This is a genomic window from Gordonia malaquae (assembly GCF_037148075.1).
Classification (GTDB): Bacteria; Actinomycetota; Actinomycetes; order Mycobacteriales; family Mycobacteriaceae; genus Gordonia; species Gordonia malaquae.
Window position 1 is genome coordinate 447,789 of sequence record NZ_JBBCUB010000004.1, and the last position, 16,986, is coordinate 464,774.

General features: G+C 66.9%; 18 protein-coding genes. 13 read left to right on the forward strand and 5 right to left on the reverse strand.

All coding sequences use genetic code 11. The features are described from left to right. Positions 1-54 precede the first annotated feature (54 nt). From WFK36_RS16685 to WFK36_RS16745, 13 genes are all read left to right on the forward strand, one after another. Complete coding sequence (locus tag WFK36_RS16685; RefSeq protein ID WP_336793022.1) at positions 55-381, forward strand: hypothetical protein; 327 nt, start codon at positions 55-57, stop codon at positions 379-381. Between the two features lie 15 nt (positions 382-396). Next, on the forward strand, positions 397-5,268 hold the full coding sequence (locus WFK36_RS16690; RefSeq protein WP_336793024.1) for a VldE C-terminal domain-containing protein: 4,872 nt from the start codon (positions 397-399) through the stop codon (positions 5,266-5,268). After that, a complete protein-coding gene (locus WFK36_RS16695; protein ID WP_336793025.1) occupies positions 5,268-6,095 on the forward strand; it encodes a hypothetical protein in 828 nt (275 codons plus the stop codon). Before WFK36_RS16690 ends, WFK36_RS16695 begins: the two co-directional genes overlap by 1 nt. Beyond that, complete coding sequence (locus tag WFK36_RS16700; protein WP_336793026.1) at positions 6,062-7,711, forward strand: Gp37-like protein; 1,650 nt, start codon at positions 6,062-6,064, stop codon at positions 7,709-7,711. Before WFK36_RS16695 ends, WFK36_RS16700 begins: the two co-directional genes overlap by 34 nt. Then, positions 7,708-8,130 (forward strand): phage gene 29 protein family protein, encoded by a 423-nt coding sequence (locus tag WFK36_RS16705; RefSeq protein WP_336793027.1) that lies wholly within the window; start codon positions 7,708-7,710, stop codon positions 8,128-8,130. The genes WFK36_RS16700 and WFK36_RS16705 overlap by 4 nt, the downstream gene beginning before the upstream one ends. Positions 8,131-8,215: 85 nt before the next feature. Continuing rightward, positions 8,216-9,289 carry an N-acetylmuramoyl-L-alanine amidase gene (locus WFK36_RS16710; RefSeq protein WP_336793028.1) on the forward strand — a complete coding sequence of 358 codons (1,074 nt, stop codon included), beginning with the start codon at positions 8,216-8,218 and terminating at the stop codon, positions 9,287-9,289. After that, positions 9,286-9,483 (forward strand): hypothetical protein, encoded by a 198-nt coding sequence (locus WFK36_RS16715; protein ID WP_336793029.1) that lies wholly within the window; start codon positions 9,286-9,288, stop codon positions 9,481-9,483. Before WFK36_RS16710 ends, WFK36_RS16715 begins: the two co-directional genes overlap by 4 nt. After that, positions 9,480-9,872 carry a DUF2746 domain-containing protein gene (locus WFK36_RS16720; protein WP_336793031.1) on the forward strand — a complete coding sequence of 131 codons (393 nt, stop codon included), beginning with the start codon at positions 9,480-9,482 and terminating at the stop codon, positions 9,870-9,872. The genes WFK36_RS16715 and WFK36_RS16720 overlap by 4 nt, the downstream gene beginning before the upstream one ends. After that, positions 9,869-11,899: a glycine-rich domain-containing protein gene (locus WFK36_RS16725; protein ID WP_336793032.1), complete on the forward strand. Its 2,031-nt coding sequence runs from the start codon at positions 9,869-9,871 to the stop codon at positions 11,897-11,899. The genes WFK36_RS16720 and WFK36_RS16725 overlap by 4 nt, the downstream gene beginning before the upstream one ends. Further along, positions 11,896-12,951 carry a glycine-rich domain-containing protein gene (locus WFK36_RS16730; protein ID WP_336793033.1) on the forward strand — a complete coding sequence of 352 codons (1,056 nt, stop codon included), beginning with the start codon at positions 11,896-11,898 and terminating at the stop codon, positions 12,949-12,951. The genes WFK36_RS16725 and WFK36_RS16730 overlap by 4 nt, the downstream gene beginning before the upstream one ends. A gap of 12 nt (positions 12,952-12,963) precedes the next feature. Continuing rightward, positions 12,964-13,311, forward strand: coding sequence for a hypothetical protein (locus WFK36_RS16735; protein WP_336793034.1), 348 nt, complete (start codon positions 12,964-12,966; stop codon positions 13,309-13,311). Positions 13,312-13,916: 605 nt separating this feature from the next. Next, complete coding sequence (locus WFK36_RS16740; protein ID WP_336793035.1) at positions 13,917-14,258, forward strand: hypothetical protein; 342 nt, start codon at positions 13,917-13,919, stop codon at positions 14,256-14,258. After that, complete coding sequence (locus WFK36_RS16745; RefSeq protein WP_336793037.1) at positions 14,251-14,718, forward strand: hypothetical protein; 468 nt, start codon at positions 14,251-14,253, stop codon at positions 14,716-14,718. Before WFK36_RS16740 ends, WFK36_RS16745 begins: the two co-directional genes overlap by 8 nt. Positions 14,719-14,725: 7 nt before the next feature. On the opposite strand, the gene WFK36_RS16750 is transcribed toward WFK36_RS16745, so the two are convergent. The 5 genes from WFK36_RS16750 to WFK36_RS16770 form a co-directional block, all read right to left on the reverse strand. Further along, the gene (locus WFK36_RS16750) at positions 14,726-14,971 is read right to left on the reverse strand and encodes a helix-turn-helix transcriptional regulator (RefSeq protein WP_336793039.1); all 246 of its coding nucleotides are present in this window, start codon (positions 14,969-14,971) and stop codon (positions 14,726-14,728) included. Beyond that, positions 14,968-15,117, reverse strand: coding sequence for a hypothetical protein (locus tag WFK36_RS16755; protein ID WP_336793040.1), 150 nt, complete (start codon positions 15,115-15,117; stop codon positions 14,968-14,970). The genes WFK36_RS16750 and WFK36_RS16755 overlap by 4 nt, the downstream gene beginning before the upstream one ends. A gap of 91 nt (positions 15,118-15,208) precedes the next feature. After that, positions 15,209-15,340: a hypothetical protein gene (locus WFK36_RS16760; protein WP_336793041.1), complete on the reverse strand. Its 132-nt coding sequence runs from the start codon at positions 15,338-15,340 to the stop codon at positions 15,209-15,211. 165 nt (positions 15,341-15,505) lie between these two features. After that, complete coding sequence (locus WFK36_RS16765) at positions 15,506-15,973, reverse strand: hypothetical protein (RefSeq protein WP_336793042.1); 468 nt, start codon at positions 15,971-15,973, stop codon at positions 15,506-15,508. Positions 15,974-16,014: 41 nt separating this feature from the next. After that, the gene (locus WFK36_RS16770) at positions 16,015-16,977 is read right to left on the reverse strand and encodes a tyrosine-type recombinase/integrase (RefSeq protein ID WP_336793043.1); all 963 of its coding nucleotides are present in this window, start codon (positions 16,975-16,977) and stop codon (positions 16,015-16,017) included. Positions 16,978-16,986 lie beyond the last annotated feature (9 nt).

Sequence of the window (16,986 nt, forward strand, 5' to 3'; positions counted from 1 at the left end):
CGGTCGGACCGACTCGACACCCTCGAAGCGGATCTACGCCGCGAGTACGGGGTGGTGCTCGGCGACCTGTGGCGGCGCGACGAGGACGGCCGCCGACGACTGACGCTGCGACAACTGCACGTCTACACCGTCAACCTCACCCCTCGGTCCGGCATGGCGACCGCCGAGAACGGCGGGCAACGCGTCTGGGACGTCGCCGACTACCTGCTCGCCGATCTGTGGGAGCAGACCGCCAACCGAGGCCGCAAGCGCGGCCGGCAGATGAAGCGGCACCCGGCCCGACCCGTGGCCAAGAAGGTCAAGACCGCCGAGCAACAGCGCCGAGACGACGCGAACCTGCGTCGTCACCGCCGCAAGTACCAGGCCTACTACGGCACTTAGGAGGCGGACCCGGACATGTCGACTATCGGCTACGCGACTCTGCAGATCATCCCCTCGATGCGCAACGCATCGGGAATCGTCGAGCAGAGCATGTCCGGACTCGGCGCGATCGGCACCCGGGTGGGTGGCCAGATCGGGCAGGGCATCGCCGGCGGTATCGCCGCCAAGCAGGCCGCCGTCGACAAGGCCTCGGAGAAGGTCGCCAAGTCCCGCGAGAAAGAGATGGACGCCGCGGGCAAGGTCCGCGTCGCCGAGGCTCAGTTGCAGGAGCTCCGCGACCGAGGCATCACCAGTGGTGCCCGGTTCACCGCGGCGACCGAGCGACTGGCCACGGCGACGCGCCGGTCGGTGTCTGCGACCGACGCCGCCCGCTCGGCGTCGCGGGATCTCGACGCCGCGCAGACCCGCCTGGCTGAGTCGACCGACGAGGCCGAGACCGAGACTGATTCGTTCTCGGACTCTCTCAGCGGCGTCGGTGAGGGTGCCCGCGGCGCGATCGGTGATCTCGGCAAGATGGCGATCGCCGCCGCTGGTGTCTCCTCGGCGATGGAAGTGGCGTCGTCGGCGATGGACTTCGAGTCCGCGACGGCCGCGATGAACGCGGGCCTGGGTGCGACAGGTGCGCTTGCCGAGGAGTACGGGCAGGTCGCCGGGTCACTGTGGTCGGCCGGCATGGGCGACTCGATGGAGGACGTCACCGCTGCGGTCAAGGCGGCGACGACGTCGTTCCAGACTCTCGGGTTCGAGGGCGAGGCGTCGCTCGAGACGGTCGCGACGCGCGCGATGAACTTCGGCAAGGTCTTCGAGGTCGACGTCACCGAGGCGATGCAGTCCGCGTCGCAGTTGGTGACCAACGGTCTGGCCGCCGATTCGACGGCTGCGTTCGACATGATGACGACCGCGTTCCAGCGTGTGCCCGCCGCGATGCAGGGCGAGCTGCCGGAGATCCTCAACGAGTACGGCACGCACTTTCGGGCGCTCGGGTTCGACGGGCAGACCTCGTTCAACGTCCTCATCGCTGCTGCTCAAAAGGGCAAGTTCGCGCTCGACAAGACCGGTGACGCGCTCAAAGAATTCACGATCCGTGGCTCGGACATGTCGACCGCGTCGACTGATGCGTTCAAGGCTGTCGGCCTGGACGCCGAGGAGATGGCGCGCAAGATCGCCGCCGGCGGGCCGGGCGCTCAGTCCGCGCTGCAGGAGACCGCCAAGGGGCTGCTCGCGATCAAGGACCCGGCCGAGCGAGCGAACAACGCCATCGCCCTGTTCGGCACGCCGCTTGAGGATCTGTCGGTTGATCAGATCCCTGAGTTCCTGTCGTCGCTGACCGGTAGCGAGAACGCGATGGCCGGGTTCGAGGGCGCCACCGACCGCATGGGCGACACGCTCAACGACACCGCGCAGGCGAAGCTGACCGCGTTCACGCGGGGCCTGCAGCAGGGCGTCGTGGACGCGCTCGGTAAGGCCATCGGTTTCATGTCTGAGTTCGGCGGGTGGCTCAGCCGCAACCGCACCCTGCTGACCGGAATCGCGATCCCGCTCGGCGCACTGACTCTCGGACTGGTCGCGGCGAACGTGCAGATGAAGATCGCCGCCGCCGGCGGATTCTTGAACTTCATCCGGTCGCTGTCGGTCGCGACCCGAGCCTCGGCCGTGGCGCAGGTGTTGTTCAACACCGCGCTGTGGACCTCACCTATCACGTGGCTCGTCGCCGGGATCGCGGCGTTGGTCGGGGGCCTGATCTGGTTCTTCACCAAGACCGAGACCGGTAAGCGGATCTGGGAGACGGTGTGGAACGCGATCAAGACGTCGGTCTCGGCGGTCTGGGATTGGATCTCGGGCACGCTCTGGCCCGGCCTGATGGGGTTCTTTCAGAAGGTCGGCGACATCGCGATGTGGCTGTGGACCAACGCGATTCAGCCCGCGTGGAACGGCATTAAGGGCGCGATCGCGCTCGTGTGGGACTGGCTGTCGACGACGGTGTTCCCGCTGATGCAGGCCGCTTTCCGCGTCATCGGCGACGTCGTGATGTGGCTGTGGAACAGCGTGATTCAGCCTGCGTGGGCCGGTATCCAAATCGCGATCGGTATCGCGTGGAACATCATCAAGGGTTACTTCGCGCTCTGGCAGTTCGCGTTCAAGCTCGCGGGCGCGGTGGTGATGTGGCTGTGGAACAACGCGATCGCCCCGGCCTGGAACGGCATTAAGGCCGCGATCGGCGCGGTGTGGTCGTGGCTGTCCTCGACGGTGTTCCCGCCGCTGCAGGCTGCGTTTCGGATGGTCGGCGACGTCGCGATGTGGTTGTGGACCAACGCGATTCAGCCCGCGTGGGAGGGCATCAAGTCCGGCATCTCTGCGGCGTGGGACGGCGTGATTAAGCCCGCGATGGACGGGCTGATGAACGTGCTGCAGTTCGTCGGCGACAAGGCGATGTGGCTGTGGCAGACGGTCATGGTCCCGGCGTGGGACGCGATCAAGGGTGCGATCTCGGCAGTCTGGGACTTCATCAAGCCGATCCTCGACAACATCGGCAAGGGTATCCAGGCTCTCGGCGACATCGCCTCGAAGGTCGGCGACGCGATGCGCAACGCGTTCGACGGTGTCGTCGACGTACTCAAGGCTCCGATCCACGCAGTCGGCAAGCTCCTCGCGTCCCTGCCGGGGTCGATCATGGGTGTCGACATCCCCGGTATCTCGACGATCAAGTCGTGGGGCGAATCGATGCAGTCGCTTCGCACCGGTGGTGTCGTCGGGTCGAGCGCCGGCCGCACCCGCGACGGCGTCCTGTGGGGGCCTGGCACCGGCACGTCGGACTCGATCCTCGGCATGGACGTGCGCGGCGTTCCGACGGCGTTGGTGTCCAACCGCGAGGGCATCGTCACCGAGGATGCGATGGACGGCGGTGGCGCCGGTATCGTCGCCGCGCTGAACCGCGGGTGGCGGCCGAGCAAGGCAGCGCTCGCCGCTCTCGGTCTGCCCGCGTACGCGACCGGTGGTGTCGTCGGCGGTGGCTACGGTCTGCCGGCGGGGACGAACACCGGTGGCTACGGCTCGTCGGGCTCGGTGTTCCCGGACTGGGTTCACCAGCTCGAAAGCAAGTACGGGGTGAAGGCCTCGACGTACCCGGGGCACCAGGAGTCCGACCGCAACGAGGCTGGCTACGCGCCGAATCCGAACGGGTTGAACCGCGGTATCGACTGGTCGGGTCCGCTCGAGAAGATGCAGGCCTTCGCCGAGTGGCTGCTGTCGATCGCGCCGACGGTCCCGGCGCTCGAGCAGATCATCTGGCAGAACCCGAACACGCAGGCCAAGATCGGGTGGCACGGCCGCACGCAGGACGACGGCTCGTACTTCGCGAGCGACTACCCGGGTCACCAGGATCACGTGCACACCCGTCAGTCGGCCGAGATCGGCGCGGCCCCGGCAGCCGCACCGGCGGCACCGGTGGCCGGCGGGGCGCTTGAGCCGTGGCCCGGTGGCGGCGGCGAGGGGAACCTCAAGCCGATCGCGGTGATGGTGCGCCGGATGATTCACAAGTGGTGGCCGTCGATCGGCACCATTGGTGGCTACCGGGCGTCCGACCCGTACCCCGACCACCCGTCGGGCCAGGCTCTCGACATCATGACCTCCGACGTCAAGGTCGGGACCGAGGTCAACGACTGGCTCCACCAGAACAAGTCGCCGTTGAGCCTGAACTACACGATCTGGCAGCAGAAGTACGCCAAGGCCGGGCAGAACCCGGGCGAGCTGATGGGCGACCGCGGGTCGCCGACGCAGAACCACATGGACCACATCCACGCACTGTTCGGCGAGATCGGGTCCCCGCCCGCCGCGGATCCGAACAAGATCCCCGACGGGCTGCAGTTGCCGGCCGGGGCGGCGCCGCTCAAGTCCGAGACGACGACGGCGACTCCGACGTACAACTCGCCGGACACGACAGGCACTCCGACTGGCGAGAAGCCGGAGAAGAAGCGGATGAAGTCGTTCAAGGAGCTCGGGCAGGATGCCGGTGGCATCCTCGCCGAGGGCATCGGGGAGACGTTCGGCCTGCCGTCGTGGATCATGGACCCGGCCTCGGCCGTGTCGGGTGACGACGGATCGAACGTCCGGACCACCGACTCGGGCAAGACCACGACGACGCCGACCACGACCGCACCCACCGGCACGGCACCGACGACGACGGCACCGACGCCGCCTGTCGCACCGGCGCGGCCGACCGGGTCGGACGGGTACAGCTTCGACATCACCAAGACCGCCAAGGACATGGGCCTGCCCAAGGGCGCGGCGATCATCGGCAACGCGGCTTCGCTCGTCGAGGTTGGTGATCCGCTCAAGAACTACGCGAACTCGAACGTTCCGGAGTCGCTCAAGTTCCCGCACGATGCGGTGGGTACTGACTTCGATTCGATCGGCATCCTGCAGCAGCGCGGCAATGGTGCGTGGGGGACGGTGGCCGACCGGATGAATCCGCCGACTGCGGCGAAGATGTTCTTTGAGGCACTCAAGAAGGTCCCGGGGTGGGAATCGATGGACCCCGGCGCCGCCGCGCAGGCAGTGCAGCGGTCGGCGTTCCCGGACCGGTACGCGGCGAAGGTCGGTCGGGCGACGGAGCTCGTCGACAAGGCCGCGCTCTTCGACACCGGTGGTCTGTGGAAGCCGGGGCAGCTCGGGTTCAACGGACTCAACGAGCCTGAGATGGTTCTCCGTCAGTCGCACTGGGATTCGGTCGATGACCAGACCGACGCCGTGCGTGATCTCGTGCGCGCCGGTGGCGGCGGGACGACCAACAACATCACCGTCAACGGCCTGACGGCCGGGGACATCGTCTCCGAGCTCGGCCGCTATCAGTGGCGCGGCGCCGGTGGATACGGATCGAGGAGCCGCTGATGGGCGTCGCGCGCAAGGTCGAGGTCTTCGGATGCGACGGGTCGGAGTGGCTGATTCACGGTCCGGGGATGGGCGCGCACGGGGTGATCATGTCGGGCGTCAAGGGCCTGTATCACCCGACTCGTGTCCCTCGGTCGCAGACCCCGGCGTTCATGCCGGGCGCGATCCCCGGGGCACCAAAGACGGACCCGACGGCGGTCGACCTCAAGATCTTCTCGTCGGCTCCGACCGGTGAGCAGTGGGAACTCGTCGAGGAGGCGTGGTGGAACGCTTGGTCTGACGAGGAGGACTCGATCATTCGGGTGTGGAACCGCGCGGGGACGAAGTACCGCGAGCAGCCGGTCCGCATTCAGACCTGGCCGGATGACTCGATGGACTACGAGCCCGACGAAGACTGGCCGTGGGCGATACCGCTGATCAGCTATCGGCCGGGCTGGCGGTCCCAGGCGATCACCTCGACGTGGACCGGCACCGGCACCGGGTCGCTGCAGTTCGTCAACCCGTCCGATCAGGACATCTACGTGCAGATCGCGCTGACCAACACCGGCGTCGAGAAGTGGACTATCCCGGACGGCATCAGCGGAGTGAACATCGAACTCGAGGTGTTCGACGCGTCGGTCGGTGATCTGTTCGTCGACACCGATCCGTTCGCGATGCAGCTCGAGTCGGTCGTCGACTCGCAGATCGCCGCGAGCCTGCTCGGCCTGCGGTTCCGTCATCCGATCCCGAAGAAGACGCTGACGCCGGTCTCGGTGCCGATCTCGTGCGTGGGTGGCACCGGGACGGCGAAGGCGTGGATGACGCCGCTGTGGAAGCGGCCCTGGTGACCGCACCCGAGATCCGGCTCGACGCCGCCCGCTCGACGATTCTCAATCGGCGCCGCCTCGAGGACGCACGGCTCGCTGCTCGGCCCGACATCGAGATCACCGACAAGGAGTGGGTGCGGGTCGCGTGGCTGCAGGGCGAGCTGATGGCCGACGCCGAGGAGATCGCCAACGACACCGGCGAGGGCGACGTCACCGTCCCCGGCACGCACAAGCTGGTGCCGTGGCTCCTGTCCAAACAGAACCACCCGGCCGACGTCGGCATGATCATCACGACCCCGTACAAGCAGTGGGCGGGCAAGGCCGAGTCGATTCAGCGTGTGGTCTCTGGCAGCGAGATGGTCGCGGTCAAGATCCACTTTCTGCACGACTACGACCGCGCCAAGAAGATGGCCCTGTTTCCCGTGCCGCCGTCGCCGGCCGAGTTCCAACCGCTCAAGGCGATGCCGTGGGTCGGGCCGTCGGTCACTGGCGTGAACACGTACGCGCTGATGAACGCGTGGCGCAACCAGTCGCCGCTGAACGGGCTGCCGCAGGACATCCTCAACCCGTCGCACTGGGACAACTACCTGCCCGAGAACTGGTGGACGACGTGGGTCCCCAACAACCCGCTCGTCGACGGCAGCCGGTGGACGGCGATGACGGCGCGTATGCCGATGCTGCACGATCACGTCCTGCCGACGCTGCAGGACGGCGGTCTGCACATGTCGGTGCAGCGGTGGCGGCCGGGCGATCCGCCGATCCCTGGCGTGAACCTGTCCGGCGAGCACTCGGTGCGGGTGTTCAAGACGATCGACAAGAGCGGGTATCGCGGGTTCACCGGCACGCCGCTTGATGGTCTGCTGAACACCGTCGGCGTGATCGCCGAGGACTTCATCAACGAGATCGCCCACGAGCTGTCGCGGACGGTGCCGCCGGACTACAAGCTGCCGGGGATCTTCGGCACCCACAAGACGACGCCGTTCGTCACGATCCCCGAGGGCAACCTCACGCCGCTGTCGTCGTCGACGATGACGCTGCACAAGGCGATCGCGTACGCGATGCTCACCGGCGGCAAGAGTCCGCAGTGGGTCAACTCCCTGGCCAAGCTCGCCGCGAACGCCGCCCTGGGATGGCTGGGCGCCACGATCGGCAACCCGGGCCTGGCCCTCGGCGTCTTCGACTTCCTCGTCGAGGACACCATCCTCGCGTTCCACCGAGTACCGAACTTCGTGCGCGCGGACCTCATGGGCCCCGACGCCGATTGGGAAGCGTGGGTGCAGGGCCCCGGTGTCGGCGCGACACTCTCGACGCTGCAGGCCGTCCGTACCGGGTTCTTCGACACCCGCTACTACACGAGCTATACCGCCGAGCTGGACCCGGCGGCGCTCGCGTGGAAGCTCGGCAAGCACTTCGACCTCATGTCGCGGATCGCGTTCGAGATCGCGGGCGGACTGTACGTCGACCACGTCACCCGCTGGGGCGTCAGTTGGTCGGTGTCCGAGCCGGTGAAGTACCGCCTGACCATCGGCGACGGCCGCGCCGAAGAGTCGCCGGCCGCCAAGACCGAACGCTACAAGGAGCAGCTCATGGCAGTCATTCAGCAGCAGGGTGTCCTCGCCGACGGGGGCACGATGTGAACGGCCGACCGCCGGGCCGGCCGATCGACGACGAGGACCCGACGTACTCGGTGCGCTACGACCCGACCGCCCGCAAACGTCACCCGAACGAGGCGCTGTTCCTCGACATCCCGACGTCGATGCCGCGCCTGCCGTCCGGGATCTACGCCGCGGCCGGCGGGGTGATCATGCTGCCGCAGTCAGCCGCACGCCTCGCCGAGCACGTCGAGCTGTGCGGGTTCGTCCTCGACGAGTCCAAGGCGAAGATCCGGCGCGTCGATCTCCCTCGCGGTGCGGCGCGCTGGCAGGACATGCGAGAACCGGTCCCCGACGTCGACCCGGTCGACGCCGTGCACACCGCGGCCGCGCACGCACTCACCCCGGCCGAGACAGCCACCCTCATCGAGCGGCTGCAGGCCGACATCGCACCGCTGACGTAACACCCGACGAGCGGCCATCGCGCCGACCCATACCGACCCCACTGTGACCGCAGTGGGGTTTCTGCATTTCAAGGAGGAGAACACCATGGCTTGGACCGGCGATCCCACATGGCTCGCAGACGTGCTGCGCGCCGAAGGCCTCAAGGTCATCGAGGAGCCCGGCTGGAAGCAACGCGGACACGGCGACTTCCTCGACATCCGCGGAATCATCTGGCACCACACCGCCGGCGGCGGGTCCGGCGACTGGCGCATCGTCCGCGACGGCCGGCCCGATCTGCCCGGCCCGCTCGCGCAGCTCGTCCTCGAACGCGACGGCACCTACCGCGTGATCGCCGCCGGAGTCTGCTGGCACGCCGGCCGCGGCTCGTGGCCGGGCTGGCCCACCAACAACGCGAACTACCACACCATCGGAATCGAGGCGGTCAACGACGGCCGCGGTCAGCCGTGGCCCGCCGTCCAGCTCGACGCCTACCGGCGCGGCACGGCGGCGATCGCACGCAAGGTCAGGTTCGGCGCGAACGTGGTTGCCGGGCACAAGGAATACAGCTCCGAGGGGAAGATCGACCCGTTCGGAATCAACATGGTCGCCGCGCGGGCCGACGTCGCGCGACTGATTACCGCGCCGAAGCCTGCGCCGACACCGCCGCCGAACCTGATCAACCTCGCGGCCGAGGCGTCCAAGGCGTGGATCGGCAAGCGACTCACGCTCGGTGAGAACAAGCTGTTCGCCGACGGCAAGCTGATCGGTGCTTGGGCTGAGTTCGCCAACGGTCACATCTACTGGCGCAACGGCGCCAAGCGTGCGCTCGCGGTCCCGCATGACGGCGGGCTGTTCGATGCGTGGGCTGCGCGCGGATGGGAGCGCGGCGAGCTCGGGTTCCCGTTCTACCCGCACGCTGTCGTCGACGGCGGCCGGGTGCAGTACTTCGAGGGCGGCACGCTGTTCGTCCAGTCGGGCGGTGATCCGAAGGGCCACGTCGTGCATGGCCGGATCGGCGAGCATTACGCGGCGATGAAGTCCGAGCAGGGCCCGCTCGGATGGCCGCTGTCGGACGAGGAGAAGGTGCCCGGCACCGACAACGTCACTCAGCGCTTCGAGCACGGTCGGCTGACGTGGTCCCCGTCGGGCATCGTCGTGCAGCTCGGGGAGTCGGCATGAAGCGCATCACCCTGACCCCGGCGCAGCGCCGGTTCATCTATCGCCTTCTCGTGGCGCTCGCGGCGGTCGCCGTGGTGTATGGCCGCATGTCGCAGGCAGAGGCCGCCCAGTGGGTCGGTCTCGCGGCGATCATCCTCGGCGGCGCAGGCAACGTCCTGGCCGACCGCAACGTTCCGACTGGGGACCACGAGTGACGGGGCCCGGAAACGTGGACAGTTGGTTCGAGTTCGTCATCTGGTCCGCCATCGCGATCGCCGGAATGATCGGTGCCGTCGGGTCACTGCGGGCCGCACGGCACTCACTCGCGACGCGAAACCAGGTCGAGAACGATCACTCGTCGAACCTGCGCGACGATCTGGACCGGCTGTCGGCGAAGATCGATCGACTCGCCGAAGTGCAGGCGACGTCGAACGCCGCGGTCGCGCGGATAGACGATCGCACGGCGCGGATCGGTGAAGAGGTCCGCACGGATCGAGCGATGCGTCGCGAAGCCGATGCGGAGATCCGCCGTGATCTGGCGGCCACGGTCGAGCGCACCGAGCGTGTGATCGCCAAGTACCACCCGGATGACGCCGCACGATGACGGCACCAGATGGGTTGCCGGCGTCCCACTACAACCCGACTCAGCCGCCGCGTGTCGGCGACTGGGACCTCGACCTCGACCTCGTCGGCCTCGGTGACGAGCTGATCTTCGGTCCGATCCGTCAACTGCTCTCGGCGGTCACGGGTCTGCCGCTTGAGACGTGGCCGACGGTGCCGGAGATCCTCGACGCCGCCTCGGATCTGCTCTCGCAGATCGGGGCGGGCATCGAGTCCCTGCTCTCGGGTGTGATCCCGCTCGGGTGGCTGTCGGCGACGACGCCGAACATGCTCGTCAACGGTGGGTTCGACGGTGCGGTGTCGATGACGCCGGGCGAGGGCTGGTCCTACGACGCGACGGTCGGCCGCACCAAGCCTGGCAGCGCGTTGTTCACCGCGTCGGGGATCCGGGGCGTGCAGATGTCCGAGCCGGTGCAGGTCGCCGAGGGGCAGCAGCTCGACGCCGAGGTGTGGGCGAAGTGGTCCGGCGTCGCGACGTCGGCGAGCACCGCGGCGTGGAAGCTCGCGATCCGCTGGTGGGACGGCGAGACACTGCTCGCCGAGACCGTCCTCGACACGCAGACCTCGCCCACCACGGCGGGCGGCTGGGTCAAGTTTGACGGGACCGCGACGACCCCGGCCGGCGCGGATCTCGCGACGCTCACACTGAGCGTCGAGGACGTCGTCACCGCCGGATCGATCTGGTGGGACGACGCCGCACTGCGCAAACCAGCGACGTCGATCCCGCAGCAGTGGGTGACCGGACTCCTCGACGCGCTCAGCAACCTCGGCGACTGGATCGAACACCTCGTAGATCAGGCTCTGACGGCGCTCGGCATCCCGACACTCGGCGACATCGGCGACCGGATCGGCGACTTCGCAGACGCAATCGGCGATCTGCTCGGGCTCGGTGAGGACAACGCCGCCGGGCTGGACACGCTGCTCGACAAGCTGCTCCATGATCCGGCTGCTGTGCTCGGGTCGATTCCGAAGGCGATGGTCGCTGGTCTTGAGTCAGCGCTCGCGGGGATCGACGACTTCGTGCAGGACTTGATCGACGCACTGCTCCGCGCGCTCCGCGGTATCCCGGTCGTTGGCGGCACGCTCGCCGACATCATCTCCGATCTGGGTGGGCTCAAAGACACCACCGATACGACGCAGCAGCAGGTGTCGACGGGTATCGGCGGTCAGGCGATCACTGTCGGAGTGCTCGAAAACATGCGGTACCACCTCGTCAGCTACAAGACCGTAGGCACCGCTACGTGGACGCCTTCGGCGCACAGCGTCCCGTCAGGGTTTGAGATTGACCACTACATCGTCACCTCCTACGGAGGGGGCCAAGGAGGAGGACGCGCCGGAACGGGCGGTCCCGGTGGTCGGAACGGCGGGCGTAGAACCGCACGCCTTTCACCTGCCGAGGTCGGCTCCTCACAAACAGTGACCGTCGGCGCAGGCGGCAATGGTGCCACGTCGGACGGGTACGGCGGAACGGGTGGCACCAGCTCGTTCGGAAACCTAGTCGCTTCGACTGTGGGTTCCTCGGCTATTCCGACCGTGTTCGGAGATCTTCCATCGAGTGCGTGCCCTGGAGATGGTGGTGCTGGTGGTGAACGCAAACTGGTCGACCTCGACACGAGGACGGGGAGCACTACGAGTTCATCGGGTTCGCACAACCACGCGATGGACGGCACATTCGTAGGTCAGATGGGATCGAACGGTGTGTCGTCCTCCGGCGCTGCGGGCGGGAGCGGCGGCAGCCTCGAATCGGCATGGTGGGGCTCACCAACGTCACCAACCGCTGGCGCCGACGGCGCACTTCAAGGCGCCACCACAACAGGCGGTGGTGGTGGCGGCGGAGGAGGAGGTCGCGGCACAGGCGGTAGTGGACAGGCTGGAGCCGCTGGCGGCGCTCCAGGTGGTGGCGGAGGAGGAGGCGGCGCGCGAAGTACCTCGCTATACAGTGGCGGAAACGGCGGCGCTGGCGGTCGCGGCCAAGTCGACGTGTGCGCGATGTTCCGCCCGGTGGCATGACCTGGTCACCGACCGGCCCGACGCTCACCCCGCGCAAGGGCTGGGCGGGCAGTGCCGGGCCGACGACCCGCGACCCGGTCCGAGGGTGGAGAACGGTTGCCGCTCGGGCCGCGGTCGACGGCGGCATCGGCGAAGACTTCGCCGAGCTCCTCGCGCACGTGCTCGGCACCGACCTCGCGGCCGGGCTGGACACCGCGCAGCTCGCCGCCGCACTCGGCGGAACCTCGGCCGGCGCGAGCGTCGACGCCGCGATCCTGCGCGCGATCCTCACCGGCACCGACACCGGCGTCGGGTCAGACGGCGCGTCGTGGATCGAGAAGTGGGTCGCGACCGGCACCGACACGGGCGTCGGCATCGACGCCGCTGTCATGCTCGCGCACCTGACTGGCGTCGACACCTCGACGGGCGTCGACGTCGCAGCGCTGGCCGCACACCTGGCAGGTGTCGATCTGTCTACCGGTGTCGATAGTGCCGCTGCGGCGTTCCCTGCGACGGCACCGGCGACCACGACGTACTCGACGGGCACGTTCTCCTACGCGATCCCGCCGTGGTGCACGTTCGTCGACGTCGTCCTGCTCGGAGCAGGCGGCGGTGGCGCTGGCGGCAACAGCTTCGGCGCCGACGGCCGCGGCGGTTCGGCAGGCACGTGGGGAGCGGTCCGGCTGACCAGAGGTGTCGACGTCCCCTGGTCCGAGAGCACCATCACCGGATCAGTCGGGGCTGGTGGCAACGGTGGCGCGCGAGGTAACGGCAGCGGCTCAGCGGGCGGATCGACAACAGTCTCGTCCGCGAGCATGGGCAACCTCGCGGCGATCGGCGGCAGCGGAGGCAGCGGCACGAACCCCGCCGGAGGCAGTGCGACCGTCGGCCAGTCACCTGGGAACTACACGTTCCAGGGGCAGACGTATGTCGGTGGATCTCAGGTCAGCAAGGACACCGACGGATCCGCTCCCGGCGGCGGTGGCGGCGCGGGTTCCGGCGGCATATTCGGCAGCGATAAAGCGGGGCGCCCCGGAGCAGCAGGCCGGGCGATATTTCGGGCATATCAATAGAGAGGCAACACAATGGCAAAGACAGCAGCACACCGGAAGGCCGTCGCGGACGCGATCGGCGGCATGGGTGGAAAGATCACCCTGCACTCAGCAGACCCCGGTACGACAGGGGCGTCGGCAATTGCGACGACGCCCGCGTCAGGTGTGACGACGTGGGCCGCTGCAACCGATGACGGTACACAGGCCACAATCCAGGGATCGGCAGTGAATCTGCAGGTGCCTGCGTCGACGAACGTCACGCACTACGGCATCTGGTCGGGTGGCACGTTCCTGCGAGGGCAGCCGCTCGACGCGACGATCACCGTCAACGCGGGAGGCCCGATCGCGGTCGACGTCACACCGCGCACGCGTTATAGCTGAAGATCTGACCAGCATCGGTGTGCCGATTTCGTTCGTCGGATCGCTGTCCGGGTGTCGGATCTGGCAGAATCCGGAGCTATGGCAGGCGAAGAACCCTCAATTTTCAATTGGTCTGAACAGCTGGCTGAGCGGTGGCCCGCTGACACTGTCGCGGCCCCATCATTCGCCGATCGGTTCGTGGTGTCGTCGGCGGGTGCAGATCCTGACCACCTGTACCTCGCGTTCGGCAAGATGCCGAATCCGGTGTGGCTTACCGAAGAAGATCGCGCCGACGGCCTCCGGCAGTGCGGCGGTGTCCTTCCGATCACGGTCCGAGGAACTATGGTTGTCTCACGCAAGACTGCTGAGCAGATCTACAGCGCGCTCGGCGAGCAACTCGGAAGAACGAACTCCGAGTGAGGACGGCTAGCGTTGCTCTATCTCGGAGGAACGTTCCGGCGGTCATCGGGTTGACAGTGTCGGCAACTCTGGTTGCGTTTGCGCCGCAAACGCAGATCCCGCCTGTTGTTCGATCAGTTAGTGATGTTGGTCGGAGCGTCAACTTTGGCTCCGCGGTAAGCTCCGTGACCCCAAGGGTTTCGTTTTCCAGCAGTTGGAGGGTAGCGATGGCGAAGCTAGAACAGATCGCTGAGCTGCCCGATGGATGGAATGGTCCGCACAGTAAGGCGGTGGGGATTCCGGTCCAGAATCAGTACGTCGCGTTCATCGCTCGATTTGATCCTGTCTCGTTGGACTTCGAGCCCATGCCGACACCGGCAGGCGGGATCAGGATGGAATGGGAGCGAACAGACTTCGACTGTGTGGCTGAGTTTCGTCCAGACGGTGGCATTTATTTGTGCGCACTCGGAGAGTCCGAAGACACGGATATCGAAGTCTATGTTCCCTCATCTCACGGCATCGACAGGCTCCTCGAGTTCTATCGTGACCCGAGGAGCATGGATGTCTAACTCGGTCGGCACCGCGATCGGGCCGTGTGAAACGATGCTGTTTCGTCAGATTCATCCCCTTTTGATCAAGGGGGGGAGTCCGAGCCGAGGCGCATTCCTTCCGGGGTGCGAACATGAGATCGAGGTAGGGAAGTCAAACTTCAAGCCGGAGTCGGGGAACGACCTCTCTACGCGGCACGAGGACATCGGCGCGGAAGGTGCTTTCTTGGCGCACCGTGCGTCAGGTCTCAAAACCCTAGGCACCTGGGGGTTTCAGGTTAAAGAGGCTGCGGAGTTGGGTCTGTCCTGTCATGAAGATGCCGGATTGGGCCAGCCGCCCGCGCCAGAGCACCACGTGACTGTGATGTTTCCGGATGTGCCCGATCGGAAGAAGGAACGGATTGCCCGCAGCCTGAAGTCCTGTGCGGCCGCGCACGGTCGCGGCGGGTGGCTGCATGGTCCGGTTGACCCGGAGGCCTGACGGGGTCTTACGTTTCCGCGTCGACTGACAGGTCGGTGCGCGCGCCGCGTCCAGGGCGATTGTCATGCCAGACCTGGACCTCGGTCGCATCCCATAGGGGAGTGCGGGCGTTGAGATGGGTGATCGGTTCGGGGGCTCGGCCGCGTGCGACGTAGCCGGTCCACGTGGTCGCTGAGACCCCGGCGACCTCGGCGCAACGCGCCGAGGTCAGCAGCTCGGTGCCCGTATCGGCATCGGTGATGACAATCCTCACCGGTGTGCCTCGATCCGGCGGGTGCGGATGATGATCGCCGCGTGGATCGCGAGTAGCGCGGCGGGGAAGATGTACGCCCATGCGGGTACGCCGGTGACCGCGAATACGGCGGCGACGGTGATGGGGACGGTGATGAACTTGGTCATGACTTGTGTCCTTTCTGGTGGTGGGGTTTACCGTGGGGGTTGGGCCCCGCAGCCTGACTGTTGCTACCAGTCAGGATGTGGGGCCTCCCGTCTAGTCGCCCTGCTGGGCGTCGTCGTCGGGTTTCCGGAGCGGGTAGTCGATCAGGTGCTCCCTGATCTTCATTCCCGTCTGGATGCCTCCGAAGATGGCGACCAGTAGGGCGATCCAGGTCGGTGGGCTCATCAGTGACTCCTTCGTTTCGGTTCCGGCTAGTTCCGGTCCCGTCCCTCTCGGGTAACTATTACTATACAGCGCTAGCACTGCAACGTCAACAACTCGGGTGGAATCACCCAAACGAATGACGCCCCCGACCGCGACTGGTCGGGGGCGTCATTCGCGTTGGGGTGGCTACGGGCAGTACTTCTCGACCTCGAGGCCAGTGATCCCTGCGCCGTCGAGCTTGCTCGCGAACGCTTCGAGGTCCTGGCCGTCGTTACCCGCGAACGCCACGAGCGTCGATCCGTTGGTCAGGACCTCCTTCTCGGCGGCGTTGCTGACCATCCCGCCCTCGCACGCGGCGGTCCGGAAAGCGACGTCGCCGTCGCCCTTCGCTGGAACCTTGATCTGCCAGTTCTCGCTGCCCTTGGTGCACATGATGTACCCGGTCTGAGTCGAGCAGTCGTAGCCGAGGCCTTGGACGGTCGACGAGATCTCATCGAGAGTCCATGCCTTCGCCGTGGTGGTCGTCGTGGTCGCGGTCGTGGCGGTCGTCTCGACCGGGGCTGTGGTCGAGTCGCTGGCGGCGTCGTCGCTCGAACACGCTGAGAACGAGGCGACGGCGGCGAGCGCCAGGACGGCGGTGAGAATGCGTTTCATGCCGGGATCGTAGCGGGTGTCAGGCTCGGGCGGATCGAATGTCATGCGACCAACGGACACGGTTCGCCGTCGTCTGGTCCCCGACCACAGTCGGCGCACGAGTGCGCCGCCCGCAGCGGAGATCCGGGGCGGTCCTTGCGGCGAAGACCTCGGAGCGGATCGAGACCCTCGATCGCGCCGCGCTGCCGCCCCTGCGGAACCGCTGTGTAGTTCTGGGTAGACACGATCGAGGTGTGGCGCATGAGCTCCTGGACAACGCGGATGTCGACGCCATCGTCGAGCAGTGTCGTGCCGTACCAGTGGCGTAGCTGGTGGGCACTCGCGTTGACACCGGCGCGTCGAATCGCTCGGCCGACAACTTGCGACACCGAGCGCGAGTGCACGGGTTCGGACGGGTAGCCACGGCGGGGGAACCACAGCCCGATGTCGGGCATGTGTTGAGCGAGCTCGGACAGGATCGGGTGGAGCGGCACGCTCTTGGTCTTCCGCCCCTTGCCCTTGACCCAGAGAAGGCCGGCGCGGTGGTCGAAGTCTTCGCCGCGAATCTTCGCGATCTCATGTACTCGTAGGCCTGCGAGCAGGGCCAGCAGGATCATGGCTCGGGTCTTGGATCGCATCGAGCCTTGCAGGATGTCGATGACTGCGCGGTCGGAGACAGGTCGTGGCTCGCGCTGAGCGATGCGCGGTGTGCCGACCTTGATCATGGGGTTGTCGTCGCGTCGGTCGTGGATCTGCAGATACTTGTAGAACGCGCGCAGGTGGCCCGCGTAGATACCTGCGGTGCCATCGGACCAGTCGTCGTCGTGGTCCGTGAGCCATCGCATGATGTCGATGGATTCGGCGTTGATGGGCTGGATGTCGGTCTCGGTGTGGAAGCGGCGGATCACGCGGAGGCGTTCCTCGATCGTTCGACGTGAGAGTCGACGGGCCGTCTGCCAGAGCTCGAAGTCGTCGAGAGCGAGGGTAGTAACTGACAGTTCATGTGGGGTTAAAGAAACGTTCATCCGAGAACC